Genomic DNA, 25,993 nt, shown 5'->3' on the forward strand with positions numbered 1-25,993 from the left:
CTTCTGCGGCGTGAGCGGCGCCGCGGTTGCAATCGTCCGGCGTCACTTCGCGCCTTTCGGAACGTCGATGCCCGGAAAAATCTTGATGACGGCGGAATCGTCCTCGCCGCCGTGTCCCGCCGTCGACGCCATCATGAACATCTGATGCGCGGCCGCCGACAGCGGCAGCGGAAACTTCGTGCTGCGCGCGGTATCGAGCACGAGGCCCAGGTCTTTCACGAAGATATCGACGGCGGAAAGCGGCGTGTAGTCGCCCGCCAGAATATGCGGCACGCGGTTTTCGAACATCCACGAATTGCCCGCGCTGTGCGTGATGACGTCATACAGCGCGTCCGGATCGACGCCTTCGCGCAGGCCGAGCGCCATCGCTTCGGCCGCCGCCGCGATATGCACGCCCGCGAGCAGTTGATTGATGATCTTGACCTTCGAGCCCGCGCCGTGCGCGTCGCCGAGCCGATACACCTTGCCGGCCATCGCGTCGAGCACGTCTTCGCACGCGGCGTAGGCGGCGGCGGGGCCGGAGGTCATCATCGTCATGTCGCCGGATGCGGCTTTCGCCGCGCCGCCGGAAACGGGCGCATCCAGCATCAGCACGCCTTTTTCTCCGATGCGCTCGCCCAGTTGCACGGCGAACGCGGGCGCGACCGTCGCGCAGGCCAGCACGACGCTGCCCGGCTTCATCGCGTCGACCGCGCCGGACTCGCCGAATAGCACGGCTTCCGTCTGCGCCGCGTTGACGACGAGCGTCACGACGACATCGCACTGGCCGCCCAGTTCCGCCGGCGACGCGCACGCGACGCCGCCCTCCGCCGCGAAGGCGTCGAGCACGTCGCGGCGCACGTCGCACGCATGGACGGCGAAACCCGCGCGCAAGAGCGAGCGCGCGACGCCCAATCCCATTGCGCCCAGCCCGATGACCCCGACGTTTCTCGACATGGCGTTCCCTTGAAGTGAAGTGTTAGCGGATGCCGGCTTCCGCGAGACGGCGCGCGGCGTTGATCAGATGCGTCTGCGCGGCGTTGCGCGCGGCCGTGGCGTCGCCCGCGCGGATGGCGTCGGCAATCGCGGCGTGCTCGTCGCGCACCTGCCGCGAGAAGTCTGCGCGCAGGGCTTCGTTGCGGCGCGTGACGACCGTGCCGGCCTCGAGATATTGATTGAGAAAAGCGAGCGTCTTCAGAAAATACGGATTCCCGGTCGCGGTCGCGATCTCGCGATGAAACGCCACGTCTTCGGCCACGCCGTCGCGTCCTTCGCGCACGGCGTCGTCGATACGGCCGAGCGCCGCGTCGATCGCCTGCAGATGCGCGTCCGTGCGATGCATCGCGGCTTCGGATGCGACTTCGGCTTCGATCGCCCGCCGCAGCGCGAGAATCTGCACGACCGCGCCGGGCTCGACCGCCTGCGCGTAATCGATGCGCAGCGGCCGGATGCCCGCGCGCTCGACGATGAATACGCCGCTGCCCTGCCGCGGCTCGACCATGCCTTCGTTCTTCAGGCGCGAGACGGCTTCGCGGATCACCGTGCGGCTCACGCCGAATTCCTGCGCGAGCACGGCTTCGCTCGGCAGCTTGCCGCTCGCGGCGAAACTGCCGCTTTCGATCAGCTTCTGCAATTGCTGCGCGACCGTGTCCGACAACGCGCGAGGCGGAATCTTCTCGAACAGGCGCGGCGTGGTGGCTTGGGAAGTCATCGGGTCATCCTACAAGTCAGGCGCGGCGCTGTCTTGCTGGCGATAACCCTGAGCGCGCTTAGAAGTTCGCTAAGAAGCGCGAGTGGTCATTCGGCGAGCGGCTCGTCGATGAGCGCGAGCGCGTCGCGAATCTCGCTGACATCGCCGGGGCGCACGAGGCGCGCGACTTCCTTGCCTTCGAGCATGAAGATGAGCGTCGGCCAGAGTTTCACGCGGAAGGATCGGCCGAGCGGCCGGCCGCTGCCATCCTCGATCTTGATGTGATGCACGCTGCGGTGCGCCTGAAACGCCTGCGCGATGAGCGGCTGCGCGGCGCGGCAGAAGCCGCACCAGTCCGTGCCGAACTCGACGACGGTCGGCGCGGTCATCGCGTCGATTTCGCTGCGGTCGGGCGCGGTCTTCGCGTATTCGGTGGTCATGGTCATGGCGCGTGTCCTCGAATTGGCATCGGCTTGAGAAGCAGCAGGAAGTCTGCCAGCTTGCGTTACACGGTTACTCGGTTACACGGTTACTCGGTTACTGCCCGAACCCCGACAGCCCGACCAGCGAGCCGCCCGCCAGCAGCCACAGCGGATGCAGCTTCGTTTTGTACGCGAGCAGCGCGACGGCCGCCGTGATGCCGGCGAGCACCGCCGCGCGGTCCGACGCCTCCGCGATCAAAAGCGCGCTCGCCGCGACGAGGCCAACCGTGATCGGCACGAGCCCGAGCTGCACGTAACGCCGCCACGGGCGGTCCTTGAAACGCTCCCACGCGTGCAGCGCGAGAATCGTCACGAGCGACGACGGTCCGAACTTCGCGATGGACGTCACCAGCACGCCGGGCCATCCCGCGACGTGCCAGCCGATCAGCGTGACGACCATCATGTTCGGGCCCGGCGCGGCCTGCGCGAGCGCGAAGAGCGCGGAAAAGTCCGCCTTCGTCATCCAGTGATGCACCTGCACGACCTGCCGCTGCATCTCCGGCAGGATCGTGTTGCCGCCGCCGAACGCGAGCAGCGACAACTGGCTGAAGATGGCGGCAAGCGAAAAGAGATCGTCGTTCATCGGCGCACCTTCCACGCGATCAGCACGGAAATCGGCGTGAGCACGAGCATCGACGGAAGAAGCGGCGTGCGCAGCAACGCGATGCCCGCGAACATCACGAGCGCGACGGCGGCGGCCTCCGGCTTCTTGCGCAGCGGCCAGAGCAGCTTGACGGCCATTGCGATCAACAGTCCCGCCGCGGCCGCCGCAAGCCCCGCGAACAGATGCGCGACGCGCGGATCCTGATGCGTGCGCTGATAGATGACGCCGAGCCCGATCACGATCAGCGACGGTCCGACGAGCAGCCCGAGCAGACCGGCGAGCGCGCCCGGCACGCCGCGAAAGCGCATGCCAATGGCCACGGACAGATTGATCACGTTGCCGCCCGGCAGGAACTGGCAAAGGCCGAGCAGATCGGTGAACGTTTCGGCATCGAGCCACTTGCGGCGCTCGACGATTTCGCGTCGCGCGAGCGGCAGCGCGCCGCCGAACGCCGTGAGGCCGAGCGTCAGAAAGCCCAGGAAAAGTTCGGGAATCGTGGGGCGGGCGGAATCCGGTGGCATGGCGCGGTGAAGGGCAAAGCCGTGAGCGTACAGCGTCGGGCCGCTCGGCAAAAGCGGCCCGCGCGAGTTCATGCGTGCGACGACCGCGCGCGCCTCGCCTCGTACGCCTTCAGATGCGCGAAGGCAGTCGCCAGCACGGACGACGACGCATCCACCGCCGCCTTACGCCGCGCCAGCAAATCTCCGACGATGTGGTCCGCTTCGATCGGCGCGTTGTTCTCGATATCGCGCAGCATGGAGGCCGTCATCTGCGAGCCGCGCTCGGAGAAGAACGCACGGGCACGCGCGAGCACGGCCTCGCCGGGCGCGTGAGCGTTGTCGGCGGCGATATCGCGGCATTCGTCGAAGAGTCGTCGCATCAGCGCTTCGCCACCGGGCGCGGCTACGATGTCGCCGATCGGCGCGCGCATCAGGCATGTGCCGCTCGCGAGCGTCGCGAGAAAGACCCACTTGTCCCACATCGACTGAAGGACGTTCTCGCTCACGTTCAGTTCGAAGCGCGCGCCGCCCAATTGCTGCGCGATGGCGTCGATGCGCGGCGTCCTGCCGCCCGCGCGCTCGCCGATGGTCATCGACTGCATGCTGTTGAGATGCACGATCGCGCCTTGTGCATCGAGCGTCGCGGCGATCACGCACTGGCCGCCGAGCACGTTGGCCGCGCCGAAACGCGCGTCGAGCGCGTCGAGGTGAGCCATGCCGTTGAGCAGCGGCAGAATCGCCGTGCCGGGGCCGACGGCGGGCGCGAACGAATCGATCGCGCCTTGCAGATCGTAGGCTTTGCAACTCAGGACAATGAGATCGAAAGGCCGATCGATGTCCTGCGCGAGCACGATCGGCGGATTCGCGAACGTCAGATCGCCTTCGGGGCTTCGCACATGCAGGCCGCTTTCGCGCAACTGCCCGCCGCGGCGTTCGCGCACGAGAAACGTCACGTCCCTGCCCGCTTCCAGCAGCCGCGCGCCGAAATAGCCCCCAATCGCTCCCGCGCCCACGACCAGAATCCGCATGTTTCGCTCCTTATCGCGATAGTTGTTCGATGATCGTCCGGTGCTCGCCGCTACGCCTGCCAGACGCCGTAGCCCGCTTCGCGCAGACCGATGGCGAGTTCCACTTCCATGTCGCGTGCGCCGTCGTAGGGCATCGGGTTGTACATCTCGTAGAGATGCGGCACGAGCCGCAGCCCGAATTCGCGCACATAGCGGTTCGACTGAATGCCCGCCTTGTGCTTGTCGAACCGCACGTCCGGGTCCACGCCCGTCATGCCGACATAAACGAACGGCTTGCCCAGCACGTAGTCCGGATTCGCGCGACGAAAGCGCGCCTCGTTCCAGACCGCGTCCGAGAGTTCGACGACATAAACCGAATAGTGATGCGCTCGCGTGCGCCGGGAAAGCGCCATGATTCGTTGATTGCGTTGCTGCTTTCTTCTTGCGCCGATGGCGGGCGTCCATTCTATGCCGCCACACCGCGCCGCGCTCGACCGCGCACGCTGCCGGATACCGTCCAAAGTGGTAAATTCGGGCGGTCTTCGCTCGCGCACCGGCCGGGCGGCGGCGCAACCCTTCGCCGGGCGGACATGAGGACGACCCCTCCTGCGCGAGAGCCGCATTCAATCGACACGTTTTTATTCCGAAGCGCCCGCGCCACGAGCCGCGATCGCTTCGGTCATTCGGAGATCAAGCATGAGCAAACAAGCTATCGGCGTGGTGGGTCTCGCCGTGATGGGCAGCAATCTGGCCTTGAACATCGAGAGCCGCGGGCACGCTGTGTCGGTCTACAACCGCAGCCGCGCCAGAACCGACGAACTGATTGCCGAACACCCCGACAAAAAGCTCGTGCCCACGTACACGCTCGAAGAGTTCGTGCAATCGCTCGAAACGCCGCGCCGCATCCTGATGATGGTGAAAGCCGGCGCCGGCACCGACGACACCATCGCGGCGCTGCGTCCGCTGCTGGAAAAGGGCGACATTCTCATCGACGGCGGCAACACGCATTTCACCGACACCATCCGCCGCAATCAGGACCTCGCGAAGTCGGGGCTGCATTTCATCGGCACCGGCGTGTCGGGCGGTGAGGAAGGCGCGCTGAAAGGACCGTCGATCATGCCGGGCGGACAGAAGGAAGCGTACGAACTGGTCGCGCCGATCCTGACGGAAATCGCCGCGAAAGCGCCGGACGGCGAGCCGTGCGTCGCGTACATGGGCCCGGACGGCGCGGGCCATTTCGTGAAGATGGTGCACAACGGCATCGAATATGGCGACATGCAGTTGATCGCCGAAAGCTACGATGTGCTGAAGCGCGTCGCGGGGCTGTCGAACGAAGAGTTGGGCAAGGTCTACGTCGAATGGAATCAGGGCGAGCTGGATAGCTATCTGATCGAAATCACGTCGAAGATTTTCTCGAAGAAGGACGAGGAAACGGGCCAGGATCTCGTCGATGTCATTCTGGATCGCGCCGCGCAAAAGGGTACCGGCAAGTGGACGAGCCAAAACGCGCTGGACCTGGGCGCGCCGCTGCCGCTGATTACCGAAGCGGTGTTTGCGCGCGTGCTGTCGTCGCTGAAGGATCAGCGCGTGGCGGCGAGCAAGGTGCTGTCGGGGCCGTCGCCGAAGTTCGACGGCGATCGCGCGGCGTTCATCGAATCGGTGCGGCGTGCGCTGTATCTTTCGAAGATCGTTTCTTATGCGCAGGGCTTCGCGCAGTTGCGCGCGGCATCGGAGGAATACAACTGGGATTTGCAGTACGGCGAAATCGCGAAGATTTTCCGGGCGGGCTGCATTATCCGCGCGCGCTTTCTGCAAAAGATCACCGACGCTTATGAGAAGAATGCGGCACTTGCGAATCTGCTGCTCGATCCGTATTTCAGCGATATCGCCGCGAAGTATCAGGATGCGCTGCGCGATGTCGTCGTCGCGGCCGTGAAGGCGGGCATTCCGGTGCCGGCGTTTTCATCGGCGATTGCGTATTTCGATGCGTATCGGTCGGAACGGCTGCCGGCGAATCTGGTGCAGGCGCAGCGCGATTTCTTCGGCGCGCATACGTTCGAGCGGACGGATAAGGCGGGGAGTTTTCACGCGAATTGGGCGTGAGGGGTTTTTGATGCGTTAGCAGGAACGGGGCGGCTTTGGCCGCCCCGTTTTCGTAGGACATTCAGTTGAGTTCCACCTTCAGATTCGTACCAGCCTTGCGCGAGGTCCGGATCAAGAGGCCGATGAGCACTGTCAGCAACAATACGACACTGAATAGCAGCCACAGCACTTGATGGAACGCACCGTCGTACGCCTGCACCAGTAAGCGATGGAACGTATCGGCCGACAAATCGGTTCCCGACGATTGGATGTCGAGATTGCCGGCGGCGACCTCGTTGATCCAGCGCCGCACGTTCGCCGCGCCACCTTCCACTTGCAGCAGTCGAGATTGCAGACGGTCGCCGAGTACGCTGGCGAGCGTGGAGCCGTAGAGCGACACCGCGATCGCCTCGCTACCGAGACGAAAGGTATTGACGAGTCCAGCCGCCATCCCTGATTTTTGCTCGGGAACCGTGTGGAGCGCTAGTCCGTCGACGAGACCCGCCGCCAATCCGAACCCGGAGCCCACCAGGAGAAGCGGAGCGGCAAGCACAACAACATGCACGTCCGGGGCGCTCAGCCACGCAAGTCCGGCAACACCAGCCAGCAGGCAAAGCAAGCTCGTCATCAGCACCCGGAAGGACGACACTCCCCTCGCGACGAGCTTCCCGGCCGCCATCGGGCAAACGAGCATCGGCGCGGTGAGCATCAGCATCGTCAGACCAGCCTGCGTGGCTGTCATAGTCAACACCGACGTCGTATAGGTCGGGAAATATGTGAGCAGCGTGACGAAGCCGAACGAGCCAGCGACAGTCACGAGGCAATAGCCGACGAAAGCCCGGTTTGCGAGCAGCGACAGGTCGAGCATGGGCGCCCTCTGTCGCCGCTCGACATGCCAAAAGACCACAAAAAAAAGTGCCGAGATGACCAGCATACTGATGATTCGTACATCACCCCAGCCCCATTGCGAGCTCTGCACGATTGCCGCCATGCTCGCGAATAGCGCCAGAATGAACAACGCGCTGCCGCCGACATCGAAGTGAAACCGCGCGGCGACGCGTGCTTGTTCGAGCGGGATGGCTTTCCGGCCAAGGAGGACGATGAACAGGAGGACGGCGTGCAAATAGAAGATTGATCGCCATCCGAAGGCATCGAGGAAGGTACCGGCGATAGTCGGTCCGAAGCTGACGCCGAGCCCCGCTACCGTGCCGAAAAGCGCGAACACCCGCAAACGCTGATCGCCTTCGAAGTTGGTGGAAAGAAGCGCGATACCGCATGAAAACACCGCTGCCGCGCCAATGCCGGCAACGCCCCGGCCCACGTCTAGTATGAGCGGAACGGGCGCGAGCGCCGACACTAACGAACCTGCGGTATAAATGACGACGCCCGTCAGGAAGCAGCGCCTGCGCCCGAAACCATCGGCGAGAGCGCCCCAAGCGAGGGTCAGGCAGGCGAACGTCAGGTTGAAAGCGTTGACCACCCACTGCAGGCTGGTCAGCGGAGCGGCCGTATCGACGGAGATGACGGGCAAGGCGATCGCAGTGCCGGAGATGGAACTCGGCACGACGAAGATCGCAAGCAGTATGAGAAGAAGCATCGATCTTCGATCGATTACCGGGTGAGTTGTCGATTGCGTGTTCATGGATCTTCGAGTTTCCTTATGTGATGCTTTGCCAACAGACCGGGAGCGCTTCCGGCCTGCGCAGAATCAGTCCGTGCCGCCACGGAACCAGCTCGGGTGAAACAGCCAGCCGAAGCGTGGGAATATGTGTCACCAGCTTTTCGATGACCGTCTGAATTACCATGCGCGCGAGCGCCGCGCCCATACAGGCGTGCATGCCATAGCCGAACTGCAGATGCCGTCGCCCCTCACGCCCGAAGCTGATGTTCAGTGGCTCATTGAAGACATCCGGGTCGCGGTTCGCTTCGAGAAGGTTGGGATAGACTGCCGCTCCCTTCGGAATGGTTCCCCAGGAAAACACCGTGTCTTCACCAGCAATGCGCGGAAATGCAGAGACAACACCGAGCGGTATCACCCTGAACAGCTCTTCGATGGCGGCGGGAATCAACCCCTTATCTGCAACAAGTCGGGCATATAGCGACGGCGCGGCCAGCAGCGCATAGACGATCTTCGTGAGCGCGGAAAGCACGTTCTGATCGCCGCCGAGCAGTATGCCGATCAGGATGCCGACCAGCTCTTCGTCGGTAAGCGGAGGCTCGCCCGCGCCGCGCATGTCGAGTGCGCGTTGCAGATAGCCACCGGGCAACGATTGCCTTCTGCCGCGCACGAGGTCCATCAGATACCCGTACACGAGGGAGAATTGTCGTGTGAGTTCAGAAACGTCTGCGCGTGAAGCAATCTGAACTGTCTGCGACAGCGGCCTGTAGTACGCCATGTCCTGTAGCGGCAACCCGAGAAAGCGACACACGACTTGCGAAGGCACATGGTCGAGAAGCTGTGCGAAGAGGTCGCCGCTGCCGCCCAGCGGCTTCATGCCTTCGATGCGTTCCGCGATGATCCCAGCCGCCAGCGGCCGAAGCCCGCTCACTCCCGACGGGCTGAAATCCTTGGCGACGAACGCCTTCAGCCGTGCGTGCCCGGGATGATCGTTATTCAGTAGAAGCTCCTGGGGCGTGAGCGTCGGGAAAACCGTTGCCGCCCCTTCCCTGTTGCTGGGTTCCCGGATGAGCTGTCGACTAAGTAACACTTCCTGGACTTGCTCGTAACGGGTGGCGTGGTACGCAAGGTGTCCGCTTGGTAAGATAATCCTCTCGAGGCCGCTCTCGGGCGCAGCCATCTGATAGAAGGGCTGCGGATCGAGCATCGGAATCGTCGTCACGTCGACGAATTTCGCTTCCGGCATGGCGTTACTCAAAGAGTGCTCCCTCAGTGCGGATGATATTGACGCCTGTCCACCGTTGCAAACGATCGAGCGCATCTTCGTTGTGGGTAAAGAGAATGGCATTCCAGCCCAGATCGCGCGCCGCCTCGACGTTTTCCGGAAGGTCGTCAATGAGCAGGCTTTTCGATGCGTGCACCCCCGCGCGTTCGCACGCGATCTGGAAGATGCGCGCATCCGGCTTGCGGCAACGCACCTTCGATGAGTCGACGACGATATCGACGACATCATCAAGACCGACCATTGCGCGCCAGTGCGGCTCCCATTCGACGACATTGTTGGTGAGAATGCCGACAGATTTGCCGGCGCGCTTCAGTGCACGAACCGCTGCGACCATGCTCTGATTCGGCGCCACATCCGCGAACCATTGCTTGCCAAACGTCTCGAGTTGCGCCGCGCTCGTATCACAGTGCGGATCTGCTTCCTGAAGGGCAATTCGCAGTCGCGCTCCCCATTCGCGTTCCGTTAGCATCGCGCATTCGATGGGTTCGAGCATCGGTACACCGAGGTCCTTTGCAACGGTGCACATCGCACCCTGCATCGCTTTGGGCCGCAAGCCTGTCTTGCGCGCGTAGTTGTCGAATAGCCATGGAATAGGCGGAGAAAGAACGCCGCCGAAGTCGAACCAGATCATGTCGATCATCGGCTTGCGTCCTCGTAGCATACGAAGGAAACGCTCGCGCTGGCGATGGTCACGCCGCTCTGTTCCAACACCAAGTCAGAGACATGCAGAACGTTATCCGCTCGATCGAGCAGGACATTCGCCTTTCGGACGTGGCAATGCGTCGGCAGTCCGAATTCTCCGAACTGGCCGAATGCGACTTTGCAGCGGTGGAAAGCAAGCGCCAGTGGGTCGAGCCGAAGAAATTCGCCGGCCGCAAGCATGGCCGTTTGCCGAAACGCTTCCAGCAAAAGCATGCCGGGAATATGGTCCAGGGGATGGTCGAATATCGCGCCGTTCTCGAAGGGAACAAGCAAGGTCGAACTCAACACGTCATTGTCGATGGCGAGGTCGCGTCCGATCACGACATTTCCCGGCTGATTGCGTCCTACGGCGTCCGGGCAAGCCGGCGGTACCTGAGTGCATCTCGCGTCGCCTCCGCCTGGAATGCGAGACAGTGCCTTCTCGCGCATGCGCGCCCACAGTTCGCGCGACATCCACTGGATGCTCATTCCGTGATGTTGTGCGGCAGCTCTTCCGTTGACGAGAAGCGCCATGTCAAACGTGACGCCTTGGAGCACGCCACGGCGCCGATGTTCCGCGACGACGCGTACATCAATCACTACGGCGCAAGGGACATTGCCAATCTTGAGCCGGTCCGGACGAAGGAGCTCGGTCTCGCTTTCCAGATAAACGAAGCTCTGATCCTTGGGTACGCCGATGAACGTGTGAGACACATAAATCGACGCCTGCCGGAACGTCTCAAGCAGAAGCATGAGATCGTAATGCGGTTCGCGGGAACGAGTATCATTGAAATAGATATTCGTTCTCGGTAATTGAGCGGAGCATTGAAAATGCTTGCCGTCCAATTGAACACCGCCAGTCAGAAATACTTCCGCCACGGCAGCTCGATGCACCGTTTTTCTTGATACCGGCTGCGCCGTTTCCAGATCGAGCGTTTCACTCACTTCCCAGGCCACAGGCATTGTCGGTCTACCTCGTCGTGATGCCATGAATTGTGTCGACGTACGGATTGGCAAAGCGACTGACCGATACGGGTACAGGGAAAACAGGGAAATGTGTTGAGTATCGGCGCATCCGCTTTCCCTTTTTATTAGCGCATGCAGGACTGATACACAGCAAGCTCAGTTTGACTGAACAAAGTCAGCTAGTTCAATGCAAAACGCTTAGAGAACGGGGAATATAGCGAGTTCTGGATAACTCTAGTTCTCAAATGACGAATGTTGCGTCGTGGCACTATTGGCACATTATAAGTACCACTATGTAATCAATGGATTAGGTCTTGCGCAGTTGGCGATGAGCACTTCAGTTGCCACAGATCAGTTAACCGACTTCGAAGCAGCCAATACCGCAATCAACTCGCATTTTTCAGAATTTTCTATCCGACGATGATTAGATTCCAACCCACTGCGCGTTGGCCGCACTACTCCTTAACACCGCCTCCACGAACCTCAACCCCGCGACCCCATCCTCCACGGTCGTCAACCACTCATCCCCCTGTGTCGTCCCTTGCGCGATGCAAGCAGCCGCATCCACATAAACCTGCGCGAACGCTTCGATATAGCCTTCCGGATGCCCCGCCGGCACGCGCGTCGCATGCAGCGCCTCGGGGCTTTGCACGCGCCCGCGCGTGATCCGCTGCGACGCGCCGCCGACCGGCGTGAACCATAGCTCGTTCGGCGCCTGCTGATCGAACATCAAACCGGCCTTCGTGCCGTACACGCGCAGCCGCAGCGCGTTTTCCTCGCCCGCCGCGACCTGACTGGCCCACAGCATGCCGCGTGCGCCGTTCGCGTAGCGCAGCATCGCCTGAACGTGATCGTCCACGCGCCGCCCCGGCACGAACGTCGTCACTTCCGCCGATAACCCGGAAGGCCGCATGCCCGTCACATACTCGGCCAACTGATACGCATGCGTGCCGATATCGCCGAGACACCCCGCCGGGCCCGCGAGCGCCGGATCGGTGCGCCACGCCGCCTGCCGGTTCGCCTGCGTCTCGACGGGCATCGAAAGCCAGTCTTGCGCATACTCCACCTGCACGACGCGGATATCGCCGAGCAAACCCTCCCGCACCATCGCGCGAGCATGGCGCACGAGCGGATAGCCCGTGTACGTATAAGTCACCGCGAACACGAGCCCCTTCTCGCGTGCGAGCTTCGCCAGCGCCTCGCCTTCATCGAGCGACACGGCAAGCGGCTTGTCGCAGATCACGTGAATGCCCGCTTCGAGAAACGCCGTCGCAATCGGCGCATGAAGGTGATTCGGCGTGACGATCGCCACCGCTTCGATGCCATCGGGAAGGCCGGCTTCGACGCGCGCCATCTCGCGATAATCGTCGTAGCTGCGCGGCAATCCGATTGCCGCCGCACTCGCTGCCGCGCGCTGCGCATCGGACGACAACGCGCCCGCCAGCAGTTCATAGCGATCGTCGAGGCGCGCGGCCATGCGATGCACGGCGCCGATGAACGCGCCCTCGCCGCCGCCGACCATGCCGAGCCGCACGCGCTTCATCGCTCGCCTCCGATCCCAAGGACCTTGCGCATCTGGCCAAGGCCGGCGCCGCTGCCGGCGAAGTCGTCGAACGCATGCTCCGCCACGCGAATGATGTGATCGCGGATAAACACCGCGCCTTCGCGCGCGCCGTCTTCCGGATGTTTCAACGCGCATTCCCATTCGAGCACCGCCCAGCCCGCGAAGTCGTACTGCGCCATCTTCGAGAAAATCGCCTTGAAGTCGATCTGCCCGTCGCCGAGCGAACGAAAGCGCCCCGCGCGCTCGACCCAGCCCGAATAACCGCCGTACACGCCTTGCCGGCCGTTCGGCCGGAATTCCGCGTCCTTCACATGGAACGCCTTGACGCGCGCGTGATAGATGTCGATGAACGCGAGATAGTCCAGTTGTTGCAGAACGAAGTGACTCGGATCGAACAGGATGTTCGCGCGGGGATGATCCTCCACCGCCGCGAGAAAACGCTCGAACGTGACGCCATCGTGCAAGTCTTCGCCCGGATGCAGCTCGTAACACACGTCGATGCCCGCGCGGTCGAACTCATCCAGAATCGGACGCCAGCGCGTGGCAAGTTCATCGAACGCCGCTTCGACGAGACCCGCCGGGCGCTGCGGCCACGGATACACGTACGGCCACGCGAGCGCGCCGGAGAACGTGACGTGGGCGGCGAGGCCCAGCCGCTTCGATGCCGCCGCCGCATGCTTCAACTGCGAAATCGCCCATTCGGTGCGCGCCTGCGGATTGCCGCGCACGTGCGGCGCGGCGAAGCCGTCGAAGAGCGTGTCGTAGGCCGGATGCACCGCGATCAACTGTCCTTGCAGATGCGTCGACAGTTCGGTGATGACGACGCCCGCATCCTCGACGGTGCGGCGGATCTCGTCGCAATAGGCATCGCTCGATGCGGCTTTCTCCAGGTCGATCAGGCGTGGATCGGCGGGCACCTGAATGCCCTTGTAGCCGAGTCCCGCCGCCCACGATGCGAGATTCGCGAGCGTATCGAACGGCGCTTCGTCGCCCATGAACTGCGCGAGGAAAATCGCCGGTCCCTTGATGGTCTTCATCTTTCGCCTCGCTTTGAACGCCGGTCAGCGCGTGACCGGCTCCGCACTCGGAACGCTCAGAACGGCGAGTTCGGGTAGTAGAACTGCTTCGCGTTGTCCTTCGTGATGAGCACCGAAGGAATGATGGTCGTCGGCGGCAGCTTGTCGCCCTTCAGGCGCGCCTCGGCGGTGAGCTTGATCGCGTCGTAGATGAACTTCGGCGAGTAAGAGACGTCCGCTTTCACGAGCTTGTCGCCATCCATGATGCGCTTGACCGCTTCCTTCGATCCCGCGCCGCCGAACACTTCCTTGATGTCCGTGCGATGCGCCTGATCGATCGCCTTCAGCACGCCGATCATCATGTCGTCGTCGGCGGCCCACACCGCGTCGATATGCTTGAAGCGCGTGAGATAGTCCTGCATCACCTTGAAGGCGTCGTCGCGGTTCCAGTTCGCGTACTTCGCATCGAGAATCTTGATGTCCGGATGCTGCTTCATCACGCCTTCGAAAGCGGCCCAGCGTTCGTTGTCGAGCGTCGTGGGAATGCCGCGCAGCGCGACGATATCGCCCTTGCCGTTCAGCGACTTCGCCAGATATTCGGCGGGCAGCTTGCCGAACGCGGTGTTGTCGCCGGCCACGTACGCGTCCTGCGCGCTGGTGTCGGTGAGACCGCGATCGACGACCGTCACGTACACGCCCTTCTTCTTCGCCTGCATGACCGGCTGCGTGAGCGAGGCGGATTCGAACGGGAAAATCACGAGCGCATTGATCTTGTTGACCGTCACGAGATCCTGCAACTGGTTGGCCTGTTCGGGCGCGCCGGCCGCCGTCTTCACGATGATCTTCAGGTCCGGATGCGCTTTTTCCAGCTCTTTCTTCGCCTCGTTCGCCCACCAGACGATGCCGCCCGTGAAGCCGTGCGTGGCGGTCGGAATGGCGACGCCGAGCACGACCTTGTCGGCGGCGAAGGCGGACGATGCGGACGATGCGGCGGCGAACGCGCTCGCCGCGAGCGTCAGCGCGCCGAGCGCGCGAAACAGCTTTTTCATGACGAAGTCTCCTGTTATTCGAAGTAGGAAGTTACCGACGGCCACGCTGCAAGAAGGCTACGAAAATGATCACGGCGCCTTGCACCGCCGCGTTCAGATACACGCTGATGACGCTCGTGAGATTCAGAATGTTGTTGATGACCGAAAGCAGAATCGCGCCGATGACCGTGCCGATCACGCGCCCTTCGCCGCCCTTGAGCGCCGTGCCGCCGACCACCACGGCAGCGATCGCTTCGAGTTCCCACAGGAGGCCGGTCGTCGGCGTCGCGGAGCCTAAGCGCGGCACGTAGAGCACGGTCGCCACCGCCACGCACAGCCCGAGCAGCACATACGTCGCGATCTTCACGTGATCGACGCGAATGGCCGCATAGCGCGCGACCTGTTCGTTCGAGCCGATGGCCTGCACGTGCCGTCCGAACACCGTGCGGTTCAGCACGAGCGCGCCGCCCGCCGCGACGATCGCGAAGACCCAGATCGGCACCGGCACGCCGAAAAGGCTCGCGTAGTACACGGGGCCGTAGAGATCGACGAGCGAATTGTCGAGCGTCAGCGCGCCGCCGTCCGCGAGCCACGTGAGAAGCGCGCGAAACACGCCGAGCGTGCCGAGCGTCACGATGAACGGCTCGATGCGCCCTTTGGTCACGAGCAGCCCGTGCGCCAGGCCGAAGAGCGCGCCGAGCACGAGCGCGAGCACGATCCCGAGCGCGACAATCAAAAGCGGCGGCAACGCATGCCCGCGCACGCCCTGAAGCAGCCCGTTCATCATGTAGATCATGCTGCCCGCGATGAGCGCGGCCATCGACCCGACGGACAAGTCGATGCCGCCCGAGATGATGACGAACGTCATGCCCACCGCGATGATGCCGATGAACGACGTGCGCGTGAGCACGTTCATCGCGTTGTCGAAGGTGGCGAAGTCGCCGTTCAGCAGCGTGCCGCCGATGCACAGCGCAATGAGCCCGATTAGCGGCCCGACGCCGAGCAGAAACCGCGCGACGGCGGTGAGGCGGCTTTCTTGCGCGGTGTCTTCAGTGTGTGCCGGTCGCATGCGCGATCAACCTCTCTTCGGTCAAAAGATCCATGCCGAGCGTCGCGACGAGCTCGCCCGCGCGCATCACCGCGACGCGATGGCACAGCCCGATCAGTTCGATCAGCTCGGAAGAAATGACGATCACCGCGCGCCCTTCCGCGGCGAGGCGATGTATCAGGAAATAGATGTCGCGTTTCGCGCCGACATCCACGCCGCGCGTGGGTTCGTCGAGCACGACCACGCGCGGGTCGGGATGCAGGAACTTTGCAAGCGCGAGCTTCTGCTGATTGCCGCCCGAGAGCATGCGGGCGCGGCTGCGCATATTGCCCGTGCGAATGCCGAAGTCCTTGACCGCGAGCGTCAGCGCGTCGCGCTCGGCGTGCGTGTCGATGAGCGGATGCGCGTAGCGTTCCAGCGTCATCATCGTGAGGTTGTCCTTGAGCGTCATGTCCACATGCAGGCCGCGTCCCTTGCGGTCTTCGCTCAGATACGTGATGCCGTGGCGCATCGCGTCGCGCGGGTTTCTGAGCCGCACCGTTTCGCCTTCGATGGAGACACGCCCCGCCGCCAGCGGCCGCAAGCCGACGAGCGCCTCGAACAACTCCGTGCGGCCCGCGCCGACCAGCCCCGCGAAGCCGAACACTTCGCCCTGGCGCACGGAAAAGCTCACGCCTTCGGCCCAGCCGGGCACCGACGCGCCGTCCACCTGAAAGGCAAGCGGCGCATTTGACGCGAGCGCGGGCTTCTCCGGAAACATGTCGGAGACTTCCCGGCCCACCATCAGATTCGCCATTTCCCGGCGCGTGAGGTCGGCGGTCGGCGCGCGCGCGACGAAGCGGCCATCGCGCATCACGATCACTTCGTCGGTCACGCGCTCGACTTCATCCAGCTTGTGCGAGATATAGACGATGGTCGTGCCCGCGTCCTTCAGCCGCGCCATCAGCGCGAAGAGCCGCTGCGTCTCGGAAGGCGTCAGCGTGGCGGTCGGCTCGTCCATGATGAGCAGCCGCGTGTCGCGCAGCATGGCCTTCGCGATCTCGACGAGTTGCTTCTCCGCGACGATCAGTTCGCGCACCTTCGTGTCCGGATTTTTGTGCAGGCCGACTTCGCCGAGCGCCGCGCGGGCGTCCTCGCGCATCGCGGGTTCATCGAGAAAGATGCCTTTGCGCAACTCATGCCCGAGGAACATGTTCTGCGTGATGCTGAGATGATCCGCGAGATTCAGTTCCTGGTGAATCAGGACGATGCCCGCGCGCTCGGCATCGCGCGAACTGGCGAAGGCGGCGGGCTTGCCGTCGATCAGCACGTCCCCGGCGCTCGCGCGCTCGTAGCCCGCGAGAATTTTCATGAGCGTGGACTTACCCGCGCCGTTTTCGCCGAGCAAGCCGTAGATGCGCCCCGGCGCGAGATCGAAGCTCACGCCGTGCAGCACGCGCACCGGCCCGAACTGTTTCTCGACTGCTTCAAAGCGCACGGCAAGGGTCATCGTCAGGCGCTCCTTCGTTGGATCAGGCGATGCGGCAGCAGCACGCCGGGCACGTCCGCGTGCGGATCGCGCAGACGCTTGAGCAAGAGGTTGGCCGCCGTTTCGCCGAGCGCGCGCATCGGCTGCGCGACGGTCGTGAGCGGCGGCGCGGCGTGCGCGGCCACGGCGATGTCGTCGAAGCCGACGACGGCGACATCGTCCGGCACGCGCAGGCCCGCGCCGCGCAGCCCGTTCATCACGCCGATGGCAAGCGTGTCCGACACGGCGAAGATGGCCGTCGGCCGGTCGCGCCCGAGCGACGCAAGCTGCCGTGCGGCGCGCTCGCCTGCGTCGTAATCGAGGCTGTCCAGTTCGACTTGCCACGCCGGATGCGCCGCGATGCCCGCCGCTTCGAGCGCATCGCGATAGCCCGCGAGCCGCTGACGGCCGTACAAATAACCCTCGCCGGAATTGATCAACGCGATGCGCTCGTGCCCCTTCTCCAGCAGATAACGCACGACATCGCCTGCGGCAAGATGATTGTCGATGCCCACGTAAGGCACGTGCGCGGCCGGATCGAATTCGCAACACGCGACCCACGGCAGCGTCGATGCCTGCTCGACCAGCGCCTTCTGCACGGCGGCGGGATCGAGGCAAATTGCGCCGTCCGCGCGGCGTCCGCGTAGCAGATCGAAATAGCTGCGCTCGCGCAACGGGTCCGCGCCGGTATCGCAGAGAAGCATGAAGTAGCCGTTTTGCCGCGCGACCGTGTCGATGCCGCGCACGATGGCCGCGTAGAATGGATTGCCGAAGTCGGGCACCATCGTCAGCAGCAGCCGGCTTTCCGCCGTGCGCAGATTGCGCGCAAGCTCGTTGACGCGATAGCCGCTTTCCGCCACCGCCTCGCGCACTTTCTCGCGCGTGGCTTCCCGCACGTTGCTATGGCTATTGAGCACGCGCGACACCGTGGCGACGGATACACCGGCGCGCCGGGCGACATCGGCAATGGACACTTCCTCGCGGGGACGCACGGTATCCGACATGCTGCGCGCCAAAAGGCGGACGAGATGTAATGGATTACATTATTTGATGCAGCTTGCTCGGAAGGCAACCTCAATCCGATAGGGATAAACGCCTAAGTCAAAATTTGACCGCGCGTGTCGATTGCGCAGCGGCTTGCGCGTCGTAAGGTGTGAGCGCGCAATCCCGCGCCATCCCTTTAGAGGAGCACTCTCATGCGATTCATGATGCTGATGATCCCGCGCGGCTATGAAACAGCGGAACCCGGCGCGATGCCGAGCGCGGACGCCGTCGCCGCCATGATGAAGTACAACGAAGACTTGCAGAAGGCCGGCGTGCTGCTCGCGCTCGACGGGCTGCATCCGCCGTCGATGGGCGCGCGCGTCACGTTCGAAGGCGGGAAGCCGCGCGTGACGGACGGCCCGTTCGCCGAAGCGAAGGAAGTGCTCGGCGGCTACTGGATGATCCAGGTGAAGTCGCGCGAAGAGGCCATCGAATGGGCGAAGCGGTGTCCGGCTTCGGCGAACGAGATGATCGAAGTGCGGCAAGTGCAGGAGTTCGGCGACTTCCCGCCCGATGTGCAGGAAGCCGCCGCCGGCTTCGAGGCCATGCAGAAAGCGCCTTCGCGTTCCTAGCCGGGAATGCCTGTGAGATAGATCGGCTTCGCGGTCGACAGGGACGCCTTGACGGCGCGGCCGGTGTCGTCCACGAGCACTTCTTCTTCATCGCGCTCGACGGCGGCGAGCACCTGCTCGACCACGCTCGCCGGCGAGATCTTCGGCGCGGTGACTTCGGCGACCATGTCGGTATCGATGTAGCCCGGATGCACGCCGACGACCAGCGTGCCCTGCGCGCGCAACTCGTCGCGCAGCGCGTTGGTCACGGCCCACGCCGCCGACTTCGAGGCGCTGTAGGCGCCCGCATCCGGCAACGCGAGCCAGCTCAGCACCGACAGCACGTTGACGACCGCGCCGCCGCCATTCTTCCTGAGCGTGGGCGCGAACGCCTGCGTCACGGCGAGCGGGCCGATCACGTTCACTTCGAAGAGATCGCGCATGTCTTGCGTCGATGCCGCATCGATCAGCGCGCCGCGCGCCAACGCGCCCGCGTTATTCACAACGATCTGCACGTCCGTGTAGTTCGCCGCGGCTTGCGCGATGTCGGCGGGCTTCGTGACGTCGAGACGAATTGCTTCGACGCCTTCGATATCGACGCTGCCCGGATCACGCGCCGCCGCGTAGACCTTGGCTGCGCCCGCTTGCAGCAGCGACTTCGCAAATTGCTTGCCGAGACCGCGATTCGCGCCGGTGACGAGTACGACTTTTCCCTTGATTTGCATGGCTGCTTCCTTATCAGTGCATATGCACTATAAAAGAGTTTAAAAAGGCATGCGCGTGTGTGTGCCCCGCTGACTGAATCAATCCATCGCCGTGACCTGAAACAGCATCTGACGCAGCGACTTCGCGCGCTTTTCGCCGAATTTCTGCTCGAACTCGGCTTGCGCCGCCTGCCATTTTTCGACGCCCTGCGCGAGCAGCGCCTTGCCCGCCGCCGTCAGGGTGAGGCCGACCGCGCGCGAATTCGGCGATTGCTGCTCCGCCTGAACGAAACCGTCGCGCTGAAGCGGCTTCAGCGCGCGCACGAGCGTGGTGCGGTCCATCACCATGGCGTCGGCGAGTTCGACCATCTGCACGCCCGGTCGGCGCGCAATCGACGCCATGAGCGTGAATTGCGCGGACGTCAGGCCGATTTCGCCCATGTGCCGCTCGTAAAGTTGCGACACATAGCGCGCGGCCTGCCGGATGGCGAAGCAGTTGCAGTCGAGAGGAGAAGAATGCGTTGTCATGGATGGAAGCGTAGTTTGTGCATATGCACTCTGTCAAGCGCGGCGTTTCTATGGTCGCGATAGGCGCGCCGCATCTGCGCGAGCGGCATGCCGCGCCTGTGCCGAAATCCGCAGTCCCCGCGCGACTAAACGACAAGACGCAGCCAATTTGGCTCCCTACATTGCGCTTGTCCGCCGTGTGGGGCACGGACGCGAGTTTCGGCCGAACGAGGGCAACTCCGTCTTGCCGGCGGGTATTTGGTCATGTTCCATGCACTAGCCGCGTTCCCTGGATTGCCAAACCACAAAAGGAGAGGAAACCATGCGTATCCGTACGAACCTCAAACCGTTGGCATGGCTGGCGGCGTTCGCCAGCGCCGCATTCGCCGCCGCGCCCATGACCGCCGCCGCCGAAGACGTCACCGTGAAGGCCGGCTTCGCCGCGCCGCTCACGGGCGCGAACGCGGGCTACGGGAAAGATCTTCAGAACGGCGTGCAGCTCGCGCTCGACGAAGCGAACGCACAGAAAATCACCATCGGCGGCAAGACGGCGAAGTTCGAGATTCAGGCGGAAGACGATCAGGCGGACCCGCGCGTCGGCGTGCAGGCGGCGCAGAAGCTCGTCGATGACGGCGTCGCCGTGGTCGTCGGTCACTTCAATTCCGGCACGACGCTGCCCGCTTCGCCCATTTACAACAACGCCGGCATCCCGATGATCGATCCGGCCGCGACGAATCCGACCATCACCACGCGCGGCATGGAGAACGTGTTCACGGTGATTTCCAGCGACGCGCAGAACGCCGGCAACGCCGGCGCGTACGCGGTCACGACGACGAAAGCCAAGCGCATCGCCATCATCGACGACCGGACGGCCTTCGGTCAGGGCGAAGCGGACGAGTTCGAGAAAGCGGCGAAGGCGAAAGGCGGCAATGTCGTCGGACGCGAGTTCAGCGACAACCAGACCGTCGATTTCAGCGCGCAACTTACGCGCATCAAGGCGACGAACGCGGATCTGATTTTCTTCGGCGGACTGGACCGGCAAGCCGCTGCGGTCGTCAAGCGCATGAAGCAGCTCGGCATGAACGCGCAGTTCGTGGGCGGCGGCGGCGTGATGGACGCCGACTTCCTGAAGCTCGCCGGCGACGCCGCCGAAGGCGCGCAGGCGTGGGAATACGGCAGTCCGCTCGACAAACTGCCGCAAGGCAAGGCGTTCAGCGACAAGTTCCAGAAGCGGTTCGGCGTGGCGATTCTTTCTTACGCGCCGTTCGGCTACGACGCGGCGTGGGCCGCCATCCACGCGATGCAGAAGGCAAATTCCGCCGATCCGAAAGTCTATCGCCCCGTGCTGAAGAAAATCTCGTTCCAGGGCATCACGGGCCCCATCGCCTTCGACGACAACGGCGCGCTAAAGAATGCGTCGTCGACGCTGTATCAGGTGAAGAACGGGCAGTGGGAAAGCGTCGTCACGAAGCACGGCATGTAAGCGTCATCGAAGGCGCAGCGATTCGCGCGTGGCGGCGGCTTCGCCGTTCAGCCACTGCGCGAACTGCTGCAACGCGGGCGACGGCGCGGGCCGCTCCGGATAGACGAGGTAGTACGCCGCGCCGCTCGGCACGCGCAACGCAAACGGCGCGATCACGCGTTTGGCGCGCAGGTCTTCTTCGATCAGCGATACATCGCCGATCGTGACGCCCAAGCCCTGCATCGCGGACGAAATGGCGAGGTCGAGCGTGTCGAAATGTTGCGCCTTCGCGGACGGCAACCCGCTGTAGCCATAGGCGCCGAGCCACAGGAGCCAGTCGCGGCGGTCGCGCGTCGGGTGCAAGAGCGTCTGGCCCGCGAGGTCGTCGGGCGTGGGCTTCGTGCGGCCGTCCGGCTTCCACAGTTCGGGCGCACAGACGGGCGTGAGCACTTCATCGAAAAGATGATGCACCGTCAGGCCCTTGCCCGACGGGCGCGCGTTCGTCGCGCTGAAGACGATGGCGGCATCGAACTGTTCGGCATTGAATTCGACGCCGTGCGACACCGACGCCGTCACCTCCACCACCTGTTCCGGACGCTCGTTTTGCAGCCGGATCACGCGCGGCAGCACCCAGCGCATGGCGCAAGTCGGGCATTTGACGCGCAGCGTCCCGGACTGGCCGCCGCCTTTGGCGAGCGCGTCTTCGATTTGCGCGAACGCCTGCTGCAACGGCGCGATGAGCAGCGCGCCATGATGCGTGAGCGCGAGCCCGCGCGCCTGCCGCACGAAAAGCGCGTAGCCGAGCTGGCCTTCCAGTCCCGCGATCTGCCGGCTGACGGCGCCCTGCGTCACGTTGAGAGCGTCCGCGGCGCGCGTGAAATTGAGCTTCCGCGCGACCACGAGGAAGGTCTTCAGGACATCGAGCGAGGGCAGCGGTTTCATCGGGTTATGGAAGATAGCCATGAGCGGCGCACATGGCTAGTATGACAAAGTTTCGATTGTCGGCCGCTTATTGCCGGGGTTGAATCGTCGCACTGTCTAGTTGCACTGTTTATTGGAGCGAGCCGTCGTGCAAAGCGCCTGTGTCCCCGAATCGAAACTGCCGAAGGTCGGCACCACCATTTTCACCGTGATCGGCCAGCTTGCCGACGAGCATCACGCGCTGAACCTGTCGCAAGGCGCGCCGAATTTCGCGTGCGATCCGAGGCTCGTCGACAGCGTCACGCGAGCCATGCAGGCAGGACATAACCAGTATTCGCCGATGTCCGGCGTCCTCGCGCTGCGCGAAGCAATCGCCTTGAAGACGCAAAAGGTCTACGGCGCGCAGTACGATCCGGGCACGGAAGTGACCGTCGTGGCGAGCGCGAGCGAAGGGCTTTACGCGACGATCAGCGCGCTCGTGCATCCGGGCGACGAGGTGATCTACTTCGAGCCGTCATTCGACAGCTATGCGCCCATCGTGCAGCTTCAGGGCGCGACGCCGGTTGCGATCAAGCTGTCGCCCGCAGATTTCAGCATCGACTGGGACGAAGTCGCCGCCGCCATCACGCCGAAGACGCGCATGATTCTCGTCAACACGCCGCACAACCCGACGGGCAGCGCGTTCACGACCGCCGACATCGAGCGGCTCACGGCGCTCACGCGCGGCACGAACATCGTCGTGCTGTCGGACGAAGTGTACGAGCACGTCGTGTTCGACGGCGCGCCGCATCACGGCATGGCGCGCTATCCGGCGCTGGCCGAACGCAGCGTGATCGTGTCGTCGTTCGGCAAGTCGTATCACGTGACAGGCTGGCGCGTCGGCTATTGCCTCGCGCCCGCCGCGCTGACCGCCGAGATTCGCAAGGTTCACCAGTTCATGACGTTTTCCGCCGACACGCCGATGCAAATGGCGTTCGCCGAGGCGCTCGCCGATGAATCGAGCTACCTGAATCTCGGGCCGTTCTATCAGCACAAACGCGACGTGCTCGCAAACGCGCTCGCCGGCTCGCGTTTCGAACTGTTGCCGAGCGCGGGCAGCTTCTTCATGCTTGCACGCTACAGCGCGATCTCGGACGCGCCGGACAGCGACTTCGTGCTGCGGCTGATCCGCGAAGCGCGCGTCGCGACCATCCCGCTGTCCGCGTTCTACACGGACGGCACCGACCATCGCCTGATTCGCCTGTCGTTCGCGAAGGACGACGATACGCTCATCGAAGGCGCGCGCCGCCTTTGCCTGATCTAGCCTTTTGAATTCCTGGAGACCACGATGAAGAAGAACCACCTCGCCGCCGCACTGTTCGTCGCGTGCTCGTTTGCCAGCGGCGCGGCGCTCGCCGCCGACACGCTGCGCTTCGGTCTCGAAGCGCAATATCCGCCGTTCGAGTCGAAATCGGCGACGGGCGAGCTCCAAGGGCTCGATATCGACGTGGGCAACGCGGTCTGCGCCGCCGCGAAAATGCAGTGCAAGTGGGTCGAAACGTCGTTCGACGGCCTGATTCCCGCGCTGCAAGGCCGCAAGTTCGACGCGATCAACTCCGCGATGAACGCGACCGAGCAGCGCCGCCAGGCGATCGACTTCACGACGGTCGTGTATCGCGTGCCGACGCAACTCATCGCGAAGACGGGCAGCGGTATCGAACCGACGGCGGCGTCGCTCAAGGGCAAGAGCGTGGGCGTGCTGCAAGGCTCCATTCAGGAGACGTTCGCCAAGGCGCACTGGGAGAACGAAGGCGTGAAGGTCGTGCCGTATCAGGACCAGAATCAGGTCTATGCCGATCTCAAATCCGGCCGTCTCGACGCGACGCTCGTGCTCGCGCCCGCCGGACAAAGCGGCTTCCTGTCGAAGCCCGACGGCGAAGGCTTCTCGTTCGCCGGGGCGCCGGTGCGCGACGACAAGATTCTCGGCAGCGGCATCGCGTACGGCGTCCGCAAGGGCGACGATGCGCTGAAGGCCAAGCTCGACGCGGCGATCGCGAAGGTGAAGGCGGACGGCACCATCGACAAGTACGCGAAGAAGTATCTCGGCAACATCGACATTTCAGCGAAGTAAGCTGCGTTCGGCGGCGCTGCAGCTTTTTAGAAGCACAGGCACACTGGCGGATTCGTTGACATCCGGCCGCGACTTCGCCGTCGCGGCGCTTCGCCGGGAGATGCATGAGCACGCCGCCGCCAACAAACGCCGCACCGCCTCCGCCGCCGCTCAAAGGCGGCCAGCTTGTGCTCGCCACGTTCGCCGTGGCGCTCGCGACGTTCATGAACGTGCTCGATTCGTCGATTGCGAACGTCGCCATTCCGACGATTTCCGGCAACCTCGGCGTCTCGGTCAACGAAGGCACGTGGGTCATCACCGTGTTCGCGGCGTCGAACGCGGTTTCCATTCCGCTCACCGGCTGGCTCACGCAACGGCTCGGACAGATCCGGCTGTTTGTCGGCGCCATCCTGATGTTCGTGCTGTCGTCGTGGCTCTGCGGGCTCGCGCCGAATCTGCCGGTCCTGCTGATTGCCCGCGTGCTGCAAGGCGCGGTCGCCGGGCCGCTGATTCCGCTCTCGCAGGCCATCCTGCTCGGCTCGTATCCGAAAGAGAAGTCGTCGATGGCGCTCTCGCTCTGGGCGATGACCGCGACTGTCGGCCCGATTGCCGGCCCCGCGCTCGGCGGCTGGATTACCGACAGCTATTCGTGGTCGTGGATCTTCTATATCAACATACCGGTCGGCATTTTCGCGGCGGGCGTGACGTGGTTCATCTACCGCACTCGCGAGTCGCCGACGCGCAAGGCGCCCATCGACGTGATCGGGCTCGCGCTGCTCGTCGCGTGGGTGGCGTCGTTGCAGATCATGCTCGACAAGGGGCGCGACCTCGACTGGTTCTCGTCGCCGGTCATCGTGGCGCTGGCGATCGTCGCGGTTATCTCGTTCGCGTTCTTCGTGGTCTGGGAATTGACGGAGGCCAATCCGGTGGTCGACCTACGGCTTTTCACCGGGCGCAATTTCTTTGGCGGAACCGTGGCGATTTCGGTGGCTTACGGCGTGTTCTTCGGCAATCTCGTGCTCCTGCCGCAGTGGATGCAGCAGTATCTGAACTACCGCTCCGTGGATGCCGGGCTCGTCACCGCGCCGCTCGGCATCTTTGCCGTGATCCTCGCGCCCGTGATGGGCAAGGTTCTGCCGCGCAGCGACGCCCGCGTGATCGCGACGATGGCGTTCGTCGGCTTCGCGTTCGTGTTCTGGCTGCGCTCGAAGTACGTGATCGAGATCGACACCTTCCATCTCGTGCTGCCGACGCTGCTTCAGGGCATTCCAATGGCGATGTTTTTCGTGCCGCTGACCGCCATCGTGCTGTCGGGCTTGCCGCCTTCGAAGATTCCGGCGGCGGCTGGTTTGTCGAACTTCGCGCGGGTCTTTTGTGGCGCGGTCGGCACGTCGCTCGCGGGCAACGCGTGGGACGACCGCATCGCGCTGCATCACGAGCGGCTGACCGAGCAGGCGAATGCCTTTAATCCGACGTTCTTGCAGGCGCTCGGCGCGTCGCAATCGACGCTCGATATCAGCGAAGCGCAGGCGCGCGGCATGTTCAATTTCACCGTCAACTCGCAAGCCGCGATGATGGGCCTCAACGATATCTTTCTGATCTCGGCGGTGATCTTCATTTTGATCATTCCGCTGATCTGGATCACGAAGGTGGCGAAG

26 protein-coding genes are annotated in these 25,993 nt (G+C 63.7%); 6 read left to right on the forward strand and 20 right to left on the reverse strand.

Features of this window, described 5'->3' with window-relative positions:
- Window positions 1–42 precede the first annotated feature (42 nt).
- The 7 genes from ltnD to GV035_RS26360 form a co-directional block, all read right to left on the reverse strand.
- Window positions 43–936: an L-threonate dehydrogenase gene (gene ltnD / locus GV035_RS26330; protein ID WP_159838611.1), complete on the reverse strand. Its 894-nt coding sequence runs from the start codon at window positions 934–936 to the stop codon at window positions 43–45.
- A 22-nt stretch (window positions 937–958) separates the two neighbouring features.
- The gene (locus GV035_RS26335) at window positions 959–1,663 is read right to left on the reverse strand and encodes a FadR/GntR family transcriptional regulator (RefSeq protein ID WP_159838660.1); all 705 of its coding nucleotides are present in this window, start codon (window positions 1,661–1,663) and stop codon (window positions 959–961) included.
- Window positions 1,664–1,776: 113 nt separating this feature from the next.
- A complete protein-coding gene (locus tag GV035_RS26340; RefSeq protein ID WP_159838613.1) occupies window positions 1,777–2,115 on the reverse strand; it encodes a thioredoxin family protein in 339 nt (112 codons plus the stop codon).
- A 91-nt stretch (window positions 2,116–2,206) separates the two neighbouring features.
- Window positions 2,207–2,734 (reverse strand): chromate transporter, encoded by a 528-nt coding sequence (locus tag GV035_RS26345; protein ID WP_159838615.1) that lies wholly within the window; start codon window positions 2,732–2,734, stop codon window positions 2,207–2,209.
- The gene (locus tag GV035_RS26350; RefSeq protein WP_159838617.1) at window positions 2,731–3,276 is read right to left on the reverse strand and encodes a chromate transporter; all 546 of its coding nucleotides are present in this window, start codon (window positions 3,274–3,276) and stop codon (window positions 2,731–2,733) included. The genes GV035_RS26345 and GV035_RS26350 overlap by 4 nt, the downstream gene beginning before the upstream one ends.
- A 68-nt stretch (window positions 3,277–3,344) precedes the next feature.
- A complete protein-coding gene (gene panE, locus GV035_RS26355) occupies window positions 3,345–4,283 on the reverse strand; it encodes a 2-dehydropantoate 2-reductase (protein ID WP_159838619.1) in 939 nt (312 codons plus the stop codon).
- A 50-nt stretch (window positions 4,284–4,333) separates the two neighbouring features.
- Window positions 4,334–4,675, reverse strand: coding sequence for a hypothetical protein (locus tag GV035_RS26360; RefSeq protein ID WP_159838621.1), 342 nt, complete (start codon window positions 4,673–4,675; stop codon window positions 4,334–4,336).
- A gap of 283 nt (window positions 4,676–4,958) precedes the next feature.
- Here GV035_RS26360 and gndA point away from each other — a divergent pair, with 283 nt between their 5' ends.
- Window positions 4,959–6,365, forward strand: a complete 1,407-nt coding sequence (gene gndA, locus GV035_RS26365) for an NADP-dependent phosphogluconate dehydrogenase (RefSeq protein ID WP_159838623.1) — start codon at window positions 4,959–4,961, stop codon at window positions 6,363–6,365.
- A gap of 61 nt (window positions 6,366–6,426) precedes the next feature.
- Here the strand turns inward: gndA and GV035_RS26370 are convergent, their stop codons facing one another.
- The 10 genes from GV035_RS26370 to GV035_RS26415 all read right to left on the reverse strand — a co-directional run bounded on the left by GV035_RS26370 (window position 6,427) and on the right by GV035_RS26415 (window position 18,061).
- Window positions 6,427–7,986, reverse strand: a complete 1,560-nt coding sequence (locus GV035_RS26370; RefSeq protein ID WP_159838625.1) for an MFS transporter — start codon at window positions 7,984–7,986, stop codon at window positions 6,427–6,429.
- 16 nt (window positions 7,987–8,002) lie between these two features.
- Window positions 8,003–9,208, reverse strand: coding sequence for a cytochrome P450 (locus GV035_RS26375; RefSeq protein ID WP_159838662.1), 1,206 nt, complete (start codon window positions 9,206–9,208; stop codon window positions 8,003–8,005).
- A gap of 4 nt (window positions 9,209–9,212) precedes the next feature.
- Window positions 9,213–9,887, reverse strand: coding sequence for an HAD family hydrolase (locus GV035_RS26380; protein ID WP_159838627.1), 675 nt, complete (start codon window positions 9,885–9,887; stop codon window positions 9,213–9,215).
- Entirely contained in the window at window positions 9,884–10,891 is a 1,008-nt protein-coding gene (locus GV035_RS26385) for an AfsA-related hotdog domain-containing protein (protein WP_159838629.1), read from the reverse strand. Before GV035_RS26385 ends, GV035_RS26380 begins: the two co-directional genes overlap by 4 nt.
- A gap of 427 nt (window positions 10,892–11,318) precedes the next feature.
- Window positions 11,319–12,437: a Gfo/Idh/MocA family protein gene (locus GV035_RS26390; protein ID WP_159838631.1), complete on the reverse strand. Its 1,119-nt coding sequence runs from the start codon at window positions 12,435–12,437 to the stop codon at window positions 11,319–11,321.
- Complete coding sequence (locus tag GV035_RS26395) at window positions 12,434–13,495, reverse strand: sugar phosphate isomerase/epimerase family protein (protein WP_159838633.1); 1,062 nt, start codon at window positions 13,493–13,495, stop codon at window positions 12,434–12,436. Before GV035_RS26395 ends, GV035_RS26390 begins: the two co-directional genes overlap by 4 nt.
- A gap of 56 nt (window positions 13,496–13,551) precedes the next feature.
- The gene (locus tag GV035_RS26400) at window positions 13,552–14,523 is read right to left on the reverse strand and encodes a substrate-binding domain-containing protein (protein WP_159838635.1); all 972 of its coding nucleotides are present in this window, start codon (window positions 14,521–14,523) and stop codon (window positions 13,552–13,554) included.
- Window positions 14,524–14,554: 31 nt separating this feature from the next.
- On the reverse strand, window positions 14,555–15,571 hold the full coding sequence (locus tag GV035_RS26405) for an ABC transporter permease (RefSeq protein ID WP_159838637.1): 1,017 nt from the start codon (window positions 15,569–15,571) through the stop codon (window positions 14,555–14,557).
- The gene (locus GV035_RS26410) at window positions 15,552–17,039 is read right to left on the reverse strand and encodes a sugar ABC transporter ATP-binding protein (protein WP_159838639.1); all 1,488 of its coding nucleotides are present in this window, start codon (window positions 17,037–17,039) and stop codon (window positions 15,552–15,554) included. The genes GV035_RS26405 and GV035_RS26410 overlap by 20 nt, the downstream gene beginning before the upstream one ends.
- 2 nt (window positions 17,040–17,041) lie before the next feature.
- Window positions 17,042–18,061, reverse strand: coding sequence for a LacI family DNA-binding transcriptional regulator (locus tag GV035_RS26415; RefSeq protein WP_159838641.1), 1,020 nt, complete (start codon window positions 18,059–18,061; stop codon window positions 17,042–17,044).
- A 192-nt stretch (window positions 18,062–18,253) separates the two neighbouring features.
- On the opposite strand from GV035_RS26415, the gene GV035_RS26420 reads away from it, so the two are divergent.
- Window positions 18,254–18,673, forward strand: coding sequence for a YciI family protein (locus GV035_RS26420; protein ID WP_159838644.1), 420 nt, complete (start codon window positions 18,254–18,256; stop codon window positions 18,671–18,673).
- Here GV035_RS26420 and GV035_RS26425 read toward each other — a convergent pair.
- Window positions 18,670–19,377 carry an SDR family oxidoreductase gene (locus tag GV035_RS26425; protein WP_159838646.1) on the reverse strand — a complete coding sequence of 236 codons (708 nt, stop codon included), beginning with the start codon at window positions 19,375–19,377 and terminating at the stop codon, window positions 18,670–18,672. The genes GV035_RS26420 and GV035_RS26425 overlap by 4 nt on opposite strands.
- 78 nt (window positions 19,378–19,455) lie before the next feature.
- Window positions 19,456–19,884, reverse strand: coding sequence for a MarR family winged helix-turn-helix transcriptional regulator (locus GV035_RS26430; RefSeq protein ID WP_159838648.1), 429 nt, complete (start codon window positions 19,882–19,884; stop codon window positions 19,456–19,458).
- A 301-nt stretch (window positions 19,885–20,185) separates the two neighbouring features.
- Here GV035_RS26430 and GV035_RS26435 point away from each other — a divergent pair, with 301 nt between their 5' ends.
- On the forward strand, window positions 20,186–21,346 hold the full coding sequence (locus GV035_RS26435; protein WP_159838650.1) for a branched-chain amino acid ABC transporter substrate-binding protein: 1,161 nt from the start codon (window positions 20,186–20,188) through the stop codon (window positions 21,344–21,346).
- 3 nt (window positions 21,347–21,349) lie between these two features.
- On the opposite strand, the gene GV035_RS26440 is transcribed toward GV035_RS26435, so the two are convergent.
- Entirely contained in the window at window positions 21,350–22,288 is a 939-nt protein-coding gene (locus tag GV035_RS26440; protein ID WP_236572848.1) for a LysR substrate-binding domain-containing protein, read from the reverse strand.
- Window positions 22,289–22,394: 106 nt separating this feature from the next.
- Between GV035_RS26440 and GV035_RS26445 the strand changes: the two genes are divergently transcribed.
- The 3 genes from GV035_RS26445 to GV035_RS26455 form a co-directional block, all read left to right on the forward strand.
- Window positions 22,395–23,549, forward strand: coding sequence for a methionine aminotransferase (locus tag GV035_RS26445; protein WP_159838652.1), 1,155 nt, complete (start codon window positions 22,395–22,397; stop codon window positions 23,547–23,549).
- 24 nt (window positions 23,550–23,573) lie between these two features.
- On the forward strand, window positions 23,574–24,356 hold the full coding sequence (locus GV035_RS26450; RefSeq protein ID WP_159838654.1) for an ABC transporter substrate-binding protein: 783 nt from the start codon (window positions 23,574–23,576) through the stop codon (window positions 24,354–24,356).
- Window positions 24,357–24,460: 104 nt separating this feature from the next.
- The coding region (locus GV035_RS26455) for a DHA2 family efflux MFS transporter permease subunit (RefSeq protein WP_159838656.1) at window positions 24,461–25,993 on the forward strand (1,533 nt) is incomplete at its 3' end.

It is taken from the genome of Burkholderia sp. 8Y, from assembly GCF_902506145.1.
GTDB lineage: Bacteria > Pseudomonadota > Gammaproteobacteria > Burkholderiales > Burkholderiaceae > Caballeronia.